6 protein-coding genes and 1 pseudogene are annotated in these 11,789 nt (G+C 62.3%); 3 read left to right on the top strand and 4 right to left on the bottom strand.

What is annotated here, in order from left to right:
• Positions 1–7: 7 nt before the first annotated feature.
• Together ABWV89_RS08040 and ABWV89_RS08030 are read right to left on the bottom strand one after the other, a co-directional pair.
• Positions 8–2,073 (bottom strand): annotated as a pseudogene (locus ABWV89_RS08040) (NAD(P)H-dependent oxidoreductase subunit E).
• Positions 2,074–2,122: 49 nt separating this feature from the next.
• Positions 2,123–3,775: an OFA family MFS transporter gene (locus ABWV89_RS08030; protein WP_353395721.1), complete on the bottom strand. Its 1,653-nt coding sequence runs from the start codon at positions 3,773–3,775 to the stop codon at positions 2,123–2,125.
• A gap of 177 nt (positions 3,776–3,952) precedes the next feature.
• Here ABWV89_RS08030 and ABWV89_RS08025 point away from each other — a divergent pair, with 177 nt between their 5' ends.
• Complete coding sequence (locus ABWV89_RS08025; RefSeq protein WP_353395720.1) at positions 3,953–5,041, top strand: substrate-binding domain-containing protein; 1,089 nt, start codon at positions 3,953–3,955, stop codon at positions 5,039–5,041.
• Between the two features lie 41 nt (positions 5,042–5,082).
• On the opposite strand, the gene ABWV89_RS08020 is transcribed toward ABWV89_RS08025, so the two are convergent.
• Together ABWV89_RS08020 and ABWV89_RS08015 are read right to left on the bottom strand one after the other, a co-directional pair.
• Positions 5,083–5,829 carry a response regulator gene (locus ABWV89_RS08020; protein WP_353395718.1) on the bottom strand — a complete coding sequence of 249 codons (747 nt, stop codon included), beginning with the start codon at positions 5,827–5,829 and terminating at the stop codon, positions 5,083–5,085.
• Positions 5,826–7,241: an ATP-binding protein gene (locus tag ABWV89_RS08015; RefSeq protein ID WP_353395717.1), complete on the bottom strand. Its 1,416-nt coding sequence runs from the start codon at positions 7,239–7,241 to the stop codon at positions 5,826–5,828. The genes ABWV89_RS08020 and ABWV89_RS08015 overlap by 4 nt, the downstream gene beginning before the upstream one ends.
• An 80-nt stretch (positions 7,242–7,321) precedes the next feature.
• Here ABWV89_RS08015 and ABWV89_RS08010 point away from each other — a divergent pair, with 80 nt between their 5' ends.
• On the top strand, positions 7,322–8,587 hold the full coding sequence (locus ABWV89_RS08010) for an efflux RND transporter periplasmic adaptor subunit (protein WP_353395715.1): 1,266 nt from the start codon (positions 7,322–7,324) through the stop codon (positions 8,585–8,587).
• Positions 8,588–8,605: 18 nt separating this feature from the next.
• The gene (locus ABWV89_RS08005; protein ID WP_353395713.1) at positions 8,606–11,776 is read left to right on the top strand and encodes an efflux RND transporter permease subunit; all 3,171 of its coding nucleotides are present in this window, start codon (positions 8,606–8,608) and stop codon (positions 11,774–11,776) included.
• The last annotated feature ends 13 nt before the right edge of the window (positions 11,777–11,789 follow it).

Below are 11,789 nucleotides of genomic sequence, written 5' to 3'. Positions count from 1 at the left end.
GTCTCCTTCAAGCGGCCGGCGCGGCGTTGAGGGCCACGCTGTCGAGACCGAAGTCTTCGGGGTAATGGTTCAGCGCCGACAGCACAGGGTTGGGCGTCATGCCACCCATGGCGCACAGGCTGCCGTAAGTCATGGTTTCGCACAGATCGCGCAACAACACCACTTGTGCTTCGCGGACCTCGCCGTCGTTTTGCTGGATGCGGTCGATCACCTCGACCCCACGGGTGGATCCGATGCGGCAGGGCGTGCATTTGCCACAGCTTTCAATGGCGCAGAATTCCATCGCGTAGCGTGCGAGCGAAGCCATATCGGCCGTGTCGTCGTGCACGACCACGCCACCGTGGCCCAGCGTGGCCCCGACCGCCGCATAGGCTTCGTAGTCAAGCGGTGTGTCCCATTGGTCCGGTGGCACGTAGGCTCCGAGCGGGCCACCCACCTGTATTGCCTTGACGGGCCGACCACTGCGGGTACCGCCGCCGAAATCTTCCACCAGTTCTCGCAAGGTGTGCCCAAAGGGCAGCTCCACCAGACCGCCACGGGCGATGTTGCCGGCCAGCTGGAACGGCAAGGTGCCACGCGAACGGCCCTGACCGTAGCCCTGGTAGCTGGCAGCACCGTGAGCGAGGATGGCCGGCACCGACGCCAGGGTAATGACGTTGTGGATCAGCGTGGGTTGGCCAAACAGGCCTTGTAGTGCAGGCAGCGGAGGCTTGGCCCGCACGACTCCTCGCTTGCCTTCGATGCTCTCCAGCATGGCGGTTTCTTCGCCGCACACATACGAACCGGCCGCCATCCGAACGTCGATGTTGAATGCCTTGCCCGAACCAGCAACGTTGCCGCCCAGCCAGCCGGCCTCGGTCGCCTGCGCAACCGCTTTTCGGAACACGCTCACCGCCAGCGGATATTCCGACCGAATGTAGACATAGCCCTGGGTCGCGCCCACGGCCAGCCCTGCGATGGCCATGCCTTCGATGAGCATGAACGGGTCGCCCTCGAGCGTCATGCGGTCGGAGTAGGTGCCGGAGTCGCCTTCGTCGGCATTGCACACCACGTACTTTTGCTCGGCCTTGGCCAGTTGCACCGTGTTCCATTTGATGCCCGCCGGGAACGCCGCGCCGCCACGGCCACGCAAGCCGCTCTCGCTGATGGCATCGACCACCTTTTCCACCGCCATGGACGCTGCGGCTTTCAGCCCAGCCCAGCCGCCGTGCTGCTCGTAGTCTTGCAGGGAAAGCGGATCGGTCACACCCATGCGAGCGAAGGTCACGCGTTGTTGCTTGGCCAGATAGGGAATGGCTTCGGTCAAGCCGAGCGATTTGGGGTGCTGGCCGCCTTGCAGGAAGCCGGCATCGAACAGGCCGGCAATATCGGCTTCTTCCACCGGTCCATAGGCCACTCGCCCATCCGCCGTCTCGACCTCGACCATGGTTTCCAGCCAGAACAGACCGCGCGAGCCGGTGCGCACGATCGCGACGGGTAACGATCGCTGGGCTGCTTCCTCAGCAATGCGCTGCGCGACTTCATCGGCGCCCACCGCCACAGCGGCCGTGTCCGCCGGGACATACACCTTGACATTGGCTTGGCTCATGCGGCCTCCTTCTGGGCAGAGACCAGGCGTTGCAAACGATCTGGCGTCATGCGCGCATGGCAACGATTACCGATTTGCACCGCTGGAGAGGAAGCGCACAGGCCCAGGCAATACACCGGTTCAACTGTCACATGGTCCCCCAACGCCTGGGCGACCTTCCACAGTGCATCGCTGCCACAGGCCAGGCAGCTTTCTGCTCGGCACACCTGCACCACCTGCCCCTTCGGCTCTTCGCGGCGGAAGTGGTGATAGAAGGTGAGCACGCCGTGCACTTCGGCACGGGACAGATTCAGGGCCTCAGCTACCAGTGGCACGGCATCGTCGGGAACGTGGCCCAACCCTTCCTGAATTTGGTGCAAAAGGGGCAACAGCCCCCCTGCAACCGACTGGTGCTCTGCAATGGCCTGCTCAACCACAGCCAACTGCGCCGCGTCCAAGGACGCTGAGGCAACTTGACGAGGTTGGCTGGAGGCATTTCTTTTCATCGCCGGGAAACCTTATGTGTGACAGTGTGGGGACCTAGGAAACCAGGGCTCAGTTGAAGAACTTGCCGGCGCTGAGCAGGGTGCGATAGACACCCCACGCCAACGGCAGGCTCACGGCCGCCCATGCCAGCCAGACCAGGACTGTCGGGCTCTGATGGAAGGTCTTGTCAGTGGCCTGCACCGTCTCAGCTGCAGCGCGGTCATGCGCCAGGCGCTTTTCTTCAGCCAGCTCAGCCTCCGTCATGAAGTGCTTGTCGGCCACCGGACGGATCATGAGATTGCACAAAAGACCGATCACCAGCATGCCGACCAGGATGTACATGGTCTGGTTGTACACCTGTTCGCGCGGTATGCCCAGACCCAGCTGGTAGTCCCGCATGTAGTTCACCACCACAGGCCCCAGGATGCCGGCGGTGGACCATGCGGTCAGCAGGCGGCCGTGAATGGCCCCCACCATCTGCGTGCCAAACAGGTCGGCCAGGTATGCCGGCACAGTGGCGAAGGCTCCGCCATACATGCTGAGGATGATGCAGAAGGCACCCACGAACAAGAGCTTGCTGCCAGCGCCAGCACTGGCTGGAATGCTGAAGTAGAGAATGCCGCCGAGCACGAAGAACACGGTATAGGTCATCTTGCGACCGAGCTTGTCAGACAGGCTGGCCCAGAAGAATCGACCCACGATGTTGAAAAGGCTGAGCAATGCCGCAAAGCCCGCTGCCACACCCGCAATCGTGGTGAGCTCCGTTTTGTCGAGTTCGCCGAACCTGGCGGTCACGCCAATGAGTGAGCCACCAAACACTTCCTGCAGCATGGGACTGGCCATGCCGATCACGCCGATGCCAGCAGACACGTTCATGGTCAGCACCAGCCAGACGAGCCAGAATTGGGGAATGCCCCAAACTTTCTTCACGTGAACGTGACCATGGGTGATCATGGCCTTGCCAGCCTGCTTGGCAGGAGGTGTCCAGCCTTCCGGCTTCCAGCCCGGAGCGGGGATGCGATAGCCGAAAGCGCCCAGCAGCATGGCGACGATGTAGATGGCGCCCATGACGGCAAAGGTCTGCCAGACCCCCACACTCTCGGGTGTGGCAAATGACTTCATGAGCTCTGCCGCCAGTGGCGAGCCGATCATGGCACCACCACCAAACCCCATGATGGCCATGCCGGTGGCCATGCCCCGACGATCAGGGAACCATTTGATCAGGGTGCTCACCGGCGAGATGTACCCCAGACCCAGCCCGATGCCGCCGATGATGCCTGAGCCGAGAATCATCAGCCAGAACTGGTGGAGGTAGACGCCGACCGCCGAGATCAGCATGCCGCCACCCCAGCAGAATGCGGCCAGAACGCCCACTTTTCGCGGGCCAACGTGCTCAAGCCAGCCACCCCAGATGGCCGCTGCCAATCCGAGGAAAACGAAGAACAGTGTGTACATCCACCCCAGTGTGGAGATGGGCCAGTCACAACTGGTGGTGAAAAGTTGCGCAATGAAACCCACATCGGGGCCGCAAGCGATGGCTTCCTTGATTCCAAGCGCCTTCGACAAAGGCAACCAGAACACCGAAAACCCGTAGGCCATGCCAATGCAAAGGTGGATGGCCAGAGCGGCTGGAGGTACCAGCCACCGGTTAAAGCCAGGATGCGCGACGATACGCTCCTTGGCCAGCAAACCGCCTGACGATGCGGCAGCGTGATTTGACATCTTGTCTCCTTCGGTTTTGACTGCCGGCCTTTGCCCTGAGTCAGCTCGGCGTTGGATTTGTTTTGACTTTGTTGTTATGGTGCAGCCAGCCCGAATCCTCCGAGAAATTGCACTGGGTCGCAATATGAGGATTTGCCACCTATTCACCGGAGGCCAAGCTCATAAGCGTCAACCCTTATGAAACACATTTCCATCAAACCCGCATGGACCATCCAGGAAGCCGATGGCTTGCCACTGTCGACCCGCCTGATCGAACTGCTGGTGCAGGTGCATGCAGAAGGCAGCTTGCAGAAGGCCGCCTCGAAGCTGCAGGTGTCCTATCGCCACGCCTGGGATCTGGTCCGCCAGGGTGAGTCCCATTTCAACGCCCCCTTGCTGAGGATGGAGCGTGGCAAGGGATCCAGCCTGACGGAGCTGGGCGAAAAAATCGTGTGGGCCGATCACCGCATCATGGCCCGCCTGCAGCCAGCACTCGATTCGCTGGCATCGGAGCTGGCTGCAGAACTGCATCGCACGCTGAGCGAATCCGCTCCCATCTTGCGCGTGCACGCCAGCCACGGCTTTGCGGTGGAGCGGTTGCTTCGCCACCTGGGCGACCAGGGACTACAGCTGGAAATCACCTATGGCAGCAGCTCCAGTGCGGCATCTGCCCTGCACGACGGCGATTGCGACGTTGCAGGCTTTCACATTCCACTGGGCGACATGCAAGCCATGGCGCTGGAGCACTATCGCGCCTGGTTGTGCGACGAGGAACTGACCATCATTGACATCGCCCACCGGCGACAGGGTTTGATGGTGCGCTCGGGCAATCCCAAGGAAATCTACAGCCTGTCTGATCTGACGCGCGACGACGTGCGATTCATCAACCGTCAGACGGGCTCAGGCAGTCGGCTTCTGCTCGAAGGCATGCTGCAGGCGCAAGGGCTGAGCTCGGCCGACATTGCCGGTTTCGAGCACGGTGAATACACACATGCTGCCGTGGCCGCCTACGTGGCCAGCGGCATGGCCGACGTGGGTTTTGGCCTGGAGCCTCCAGCACGGCAGTTCAAGCTGGACTTCGTGCCTGTGGCATCTGAGCAGTACTTTCTGCTGTGCCGAAACGGCGTGATGAATTCACCCGCCGTACAGGCCATTCTCGAGGCACTGCAGGACAACGCGTTTCGCGAGCGGCTAGCAGAACTGCCTGGCTACGACCCCGCAGCATCGGGCAATGTCGTTCAGCTGTACGAGCGATATCCCACTCTTGCCCAACGCACCAAAAGATAAGCCTGCTCTCCGTCACACATCACGGCGCCATGACACCGGATTCAGGCTGACTGAGGCCACTCAAAGGCATAGCCCACACCGTACACAGAACGAACCGGGTCTCGGCCATCGCCCGCGTTTGCCAGCTTGCGCCTGAGGTTGCGCACATGACTGTCGACGGTTCGATCAGTGACCGCACGTCCATCGTCGTGCAGGTGGTCGAGCAGCTGTTGCCGAGACAGGACGCGCCCGGGCTGCGTGTACAGAGCATGGAGCAAGCGGATCTCTGCCGGCGTGAGATCAACCTGCTCCTCGTTCAGTCGCACCCGCCAGCGCGTCAGATCGATTTCCAGGCGGGGATCCATGCTTTCCGAGGCAACTGAGGGCATAGATTCTGAAAGCGATTGTGGCGAACTGCCCCACCGGGTGCGACGAAGCTGAGCCTTGACCCGCGCCACCACTTCACGCGGGCTATAGGGCTTGCAGACATAGTCGTCTGCTCCCGCCTCCAGCCCGATCAGCTTGTCGATTTCATCAACGCGGGCAGTCATCATGATGATGGGCAACGTGCTTGAGACGCGAATGTCCTTGCACACAGCCACCCCATCACGCCCGGGAAGGTTCAGGTCCAGCAACATGAGCGCAGGCTGATGCGCTTCAAAGGCATCCGGCACCGCCAGCCCATCGTGCACCGCCACTGGCACCATGCCAGCGTTGCGCAGGTAGTCGCACAGCAGCGCGTTGAGCTTGCGCTCGTCTTCCACCACCAGCACCACAGGCCCTTGCGCACCAGGAGGGAAAGCGGTCATCTTTCACCCTCTATGGCATCCATCGGGGTTGCCAAAGGCAATCGCATGGTCATCTCGACGCCGCCCAGTTCAGATTGCCGGGCCTCGATCTGACCTCCGTGCGCCTGAACAATGTTCCGAACGATGGCCAGGCCCAAGCCGGCGCCGCCCGTCTCCCTGCTGCGTGATGCGTCCAGCCGGAAGAAGCGGTCAAACAGACGTGCCAAATCTGCCGCCGGCGCCGTCGGCGCACTGTCCATGACGGTCATGCAGGCCTTGTCCTCGTTCTGCCGCACTGACACCACCACGCGCCCTGGCGCATCGGTGTATCGGGCACAGTTGGTCAGCAGGTTATCCAGCAGCTGGCGCAAGCGCGTGGCGTCTCCTTGTGCCATGACGGGTTCGGGCGGCAGATCGAGCTCAAGGTCGAGACCCAGCCGTTGCATGGCCACCTGATGTGAAAGAGCCACCTGCCGGACCACCTCAGCCAGGTCCAGCGGTTCCATCCGGTAGCTGAGCGCACCCACATCGCTCAAGGCAAGCTCATTGAGATCGGCAACCAGTTTTTCAAGCTGCATGACCTCGGCCTGCAGCGAGGAAACGGCATCCAGGCTCAGCGGTCTTACGCCATCTTGCAAAGCTTCAATTTCGCCACGCAAGACCGACAACGGGGTGCGCAGTTCGTGCGAGACATCCGCCAGAAACTCCTGACGCAGCGCCTGACTTCGTCCCAATGCTTCGGCCATGCGATTGAAATCGTCGGCCAGCACACCGATCTCGTCGTGCCTGTCGAGGTCGACACGCGCATCCAGATGGCCGGCTGCGAGCCGGTGCGTCGCGCCCGCCAGCTCCTTGACCGGACGCGACAACCGTCGCGACAGACGCCAAGCGATACCGGCGGCCAGTGCCAGGGACAGCATGCCCACGGCCAGTGTGGCGCGGGTCTGTCCTTTCTGAAACCGGTGATCGGCGTCATCGGCTGCTTCTTCAAATGGCGCGAGCACCAGCCAGCCCACCGTCTCCCCGTTGACCACAACCGCCTGCTTGGGCAGCTGCTCGTTGACCTGACGATAGCCGGCCACGAACTGTTCCTGTGCATCGAGCAGACCTAGCCGAATGACGGCACCTGTCAGATCAGATGTCGTGGGAGCGGGCAGATCCGAGCCATCGGCACCTGGCCAGTCCGGTACGTTGGCCGGTCTCATCAGGCCGAACCAGGCGCCACGGTTGCTGCGCAGGAAGTCCCAGCTGCCGTTGTCGGCATAGGCCTGCTGCACACGTGGCAGCACTTCGTGCAACCGGGCTTCTGCTTGCCCATTGAGGTAGCCCAGAAACCCTCTTTCAAAGCTCCATCGGGTGGCAAACCCCATGATGGCCACCACCAGTGCCAGTGTGCCCAGCATGGCCAGAAAGATTCGGGTGGAGATGCTCATTCGCATTCTTCAATTTTCCTGCACATTTGCAGTGCAGCATGGAAACCAGTCAGGAACAGATTTGAATTTGGAGTTTCCCCATGCCTGCGAACCATACCATCGCGACACCGGTCTCTATCCGGCGCCACCCCATCTTCAGGAGCGCAGCCATCCTGTCACTGGCCATTGCACTGGTCGCGTGTGAGGACCATGGTCAGGCTCCGGCAGCGCCCAAGGCCACCGAGGTGGGCGTTGTCACGCTCCAGACCCAGGCCCTGAGCATCACGCGGGAGCTCTCCGGGCGAACTGTGGCAGCCGAATCAGCTGACATCCGGCCACAGGTCTCCGGCATCATCGAGAAGCGCTTGTTCACCGAGGGGGCTGAGGTCAAGGCCGGTGAAGCGCTCTACCAGATCGATGCGGCCAGCTACCGAACGGCATTGGATAGCGCCAATGCGGCCGTCGCCAAGGCCGAGGCGTCTCTGACGTCTGCACGCCTCAATGCCGAGCGCCAGGCCAGGCTGCTGGCCGCCGACGCAGTGTCCCGCCAGGACAGCGAAGACGCCCAGGCGAACCTCCTGCTGGCGCAGGCTGAGCTCAAATCTGCAAAGGCCAGCGCCGCCAGCGCGCGCCTCGACTTGCAACGCACCCGCATCGCTTCACCCATCTCCGGCCGGGTAGACACTTCCAACGTGACGGCAGGTGCATTGGTCACGGCCAACCAGACCACTGCTTTGACCACGGTCCAGCAGACCGATCCGATGTGGGTGAACATTACCCAGAGCAGCGCGGAGCTGCTCAGGCTGCGCCAGCAAGTGGCCAAAGGAGAGCTCGAAGCCACGCAGGGCGACGCGGTGACGGTGCAGGTCCGGCTGGAAGACGGGAGCAGCTACGCCCACGAGGGCCATTTGCAAGTCGCTGGCGTACTGGTCGATCAGAGCACCGGCGCTGTGACCCTCAGAGCCGAGGTTCCCAACCCTGAGGGCATGCTGATGCCTGGCATGTACGTGCGCGTCAACCTCACGCAGGCGAAGGCACCCAATGCCATCCTGGCGCCGCAGGCGGGCATCCAGCGTGACGCGGGCGGCAAAGCCAGTGCGCTGGTGATTGGCAACGAAGACAAGGTGGAAAAGCGTGCGGTGGAAGTCGCCGAGGCCCATGGCACAGCTTGGCGTGTCACCAGCGGCCTCAAGGCAGGTGACCGCCTGATCGTGGAGGGTACTGGCAAGGTGCGACCTGGGCAGATCGTCAGCGCAGTCCCTGCCGGTCAGGCGGGCGGGGACTCGGTCAACGGGACCACCTCACCTTCAGCCGCAGCCGAGCCCGGCACGCAGCAGGCTGCGGCCCGCGTTGCCAGCAACCGCTGACCCCGAAGGAGCCTCACCATGTCACGCTTCTTCATCGACCGGCCCATCTTTGCCTGGGTCATCTCCATCGTCATCATGCTGGCAGGCGCGCTCTCTATCATGCAGCTCCCGCTGGAACAGTATCCCGACATCGCCCCGACCCGAATCTCAGTCAGCAGCACCTACACCGGTGCATCGGCACAGACAGTGGAAGACTCGGTCACGCAGGTGATCGAACAGAAAATGCAAGGCCTAGATGGCCTGCAAAGCATGTCGTCCGAGTCCACCTCTGCCGGCCGTGCCCGCGTGTCGCTGAGTTTCGTGGCCGGCACCGACCCCGACGTCGCACAGATGCAGGTGCAGAACAAGGTGCAGCAGGCGCTCACCCAGCTGCCCGAATCCGTGCAGGACCAGGGTGTGACCGTCACCAAGTCGGGAACCGACTTCCTGATGATCGCCACCTTCACCTCCGACGACCCCAACGTGAAGTCGGTCGATATTGGCGACTATGTGGCCACCAGCCTGCAGGACACCATCAGCCGCATCGACGGCGTGGGCGAAGTGCAGGCCTTTGGCTCGGGCTATGCCATGCGCATCTGGCTCGACCCGGCAAAACTCGAACGCTATTCGTTGATGCCGTCTGACGTGATCAGCGCCATCCAGGCCCAGAACGCCCAGGTATCGGCCGGTCAGGTCGGCGCATTGCCAGCGTCGCCCGGCCAGCAACTCAATGCCGTGATCACGGCCCGCAGCAAGCTGCGCAGCGTCGACGAATTCAACGAGATAGTCGTGAAATCGGCCAGCAACGGCGCCATCGTTCGCCTGGCCGACGTGGCCCGCGTGGAGCTGGGCCAGGAAAGCTACACCGTTCAGACCCGCTACAACGGTCAGGCCTCGTCGGGCATGGGCATCCGCCTGGCCTCGGGGGCCAATGCCATGGCGGTGGCCAACGCCGTCAAGGCCAAGCTCGCCGAGCTGGCCCCGTTCTTCCCCAACCAGATCGAGTACAGCATCGCGTACGACACCACGCCTTTCGTGAAGGTGTCGGTTGAAGAAGTGGTGATCACCCTGGCCGAAGCCATGGTGCTGGTGGTGCTCATCATGGGCATCTTTCTGCAAAGCTGGCGAGCCACCCTGATTCCAGCGATTGCTGTACCAGTGGTCCTGCTGGGAACGTTTGGTGTGCTGGCCGTGGCCGGCTACTCCATCAACACTCTCGTACTGTTCGGCATGGTGCTGGCCATCGGCTTGCTGGTGGACGATGCCATCGTAGTAGTGGAAAACGTCGAACGAGTCATGCACGAGGAAGGTCTGCCCCCCCGCGAAGCCACCCGCAAGAGCATGGGCGAGATCACACCGGCCCTGGTGGGTATTTCGCTGGTGCTCTCGGCCGTGTTCATTCCGATGGCCTTCTTCGGCGGCTCCACGGGTGTGATTTACCGCCAGTTCTCTATCACCATCGTGGCCGCCATGACACTGAGTGTGCTGGTTGCCCTGACCCTCACGCCAGCCTTGTGCGCCAGCCTGCTGCGTCCGCCAGCGGGCATGAAGCCCCGAGGTCGCATCGGCGCCGTCTTGCAGCGCTTTTTCGGCGCGTTTAACCACGGGTTTGATCGTGGCAGCTCTGGCTACCGAAGTACGGTGCATTCGGCGCTTGGCCGGTCGGGGCGCATGCTGGTGATCTACGCCGCGCTGGTGGCAGGACTTGCCTTTTCGTTCACGCGGCTGCCCACATCTTTTCTTCCCGACGAAGATCAGGGCATGCTCATGGCCATGGTGAAGATGCCGGCCGGCACCACGGACTCGCGCCTGGACGCCACCATGAAAGGTGTGGAAGACCATTTGCGCGAACAGCCCGAGGTGGTCGGCGTGATGGCGCTGCGTGGTCTGGATGGCGATCAGGCCAGTGGCCGGATGTTCATCAAGCTCAAGGACTGGTCCGAGCGAACTGGCCATGGCCAGAATGCCAAGGCGTTGGTCGGACGACTCAACCGCGAGCTGTCGATCACCCGCGATGCGCAGGTATTCGTGATGCTGCCGCCGGCGGTGCGGGGTCTGGGCAGCAACGCCGGCTTTACGCTTGAATTGCAGGACCTCGGAGGTGTCGGGCAGCAGGCGCTGAGCCAGGCCAAGGAGACCCTGATCGCCAAGGCCAACGAGGACTCTCGCTTGTCAGCCGTCCGTGCCAGCGGCCTGCCGCCATCGGCAGAAATCGAGATCGGCATCGACGACCGAAAGGCCTCTGCCCTGGGGCTGAGCACAGCCAGCATCAACAGCACCCTGTCTGCGGCGATGGGCGGCAGCTACGTAAATGACTTCATCAACAAGTCGCGCGTGAAGAAGGTGTACGTACAGGCCGACGCCCCTTACCGCATGACACCCGACGACATCCTGAGATGGACGGTACGCAACAGTGCAGGCGACATGGTGCCTTTCAGCGCATTTGCGACAGTCGGCTGGGCCAGCGGCCCGGCCAAGCTCGAACGATACAGCGGCCTGTCCTCCTATGAAATTGTAGGCAACGCTGCGGAAGGCGTGAGTTCTGGCGAGGCCATGGACGCGATGGAGGCACTCATTGCCACCTTGCCGCAGGGCATCAGTTACCAGTGGGCAGGCCAGTCGTACCAGGAGCGCCTCTCAGGCAACCAGGCGCCCATGCTTTATGCCATTTCCATCCTGTTTGTGTTCCTGTGCCTCGCGGCGCTGTACGAAAGCTGGTCGATTCCTTTCTCGGTCATGCTGGTGGTTCCGCTGGGTGTGATCGGTGCAGTTCTCGCTACCTGGGTCACCGGCCTGTCCAATGACGTCTACTTCCAGATCGGTTTGCTCACAACAGTCGGCCTATCGGCGAAGAACGCAATCCTGATCGTCGAGTTCGCCCAGCAGCTGGAGCAGCAAGGCGTCAGACTGGTTGATGCCACTTTGCAGGCGGTGAAGCAGCGTTTGCGACCGATTCTCATGACCTCGTTGGCCTTTGGCTTTGGCGTGCTGCCCCTGGCGCTGGCCAGTGGTGCCGGCTCGGCCAGTCGCCAGGCCATTGGCACCGGCGTGCTCGGCGGCATGATCACTGCCACGGTGCTGGGCCTTGTCTTTGTGCCGGTGTTCTACGTCACCATCCGACAGCTGTTTGGCAAACGCCATGCCGCGAATGAGGGCGGCGAGGGCAAGCCAGATGACAACGCTCCAGTCATTGCGGCCCAAGCCATCTGACCACAACACAAAG

Origin of the sequence: Hydrogenophaga sp. 5NK40-0174 (genome assembly GCF_040372165.1) — a bacterium.
GTDB lineage: Bacteria > Pseudomonadota > Gammaproteobacteria > Burkholderiales > Burkholderiaceae_C > Hydrogenophaga.
This window is presented reverse-complemented; position numbering and strand designations above follow the sequence as displayed.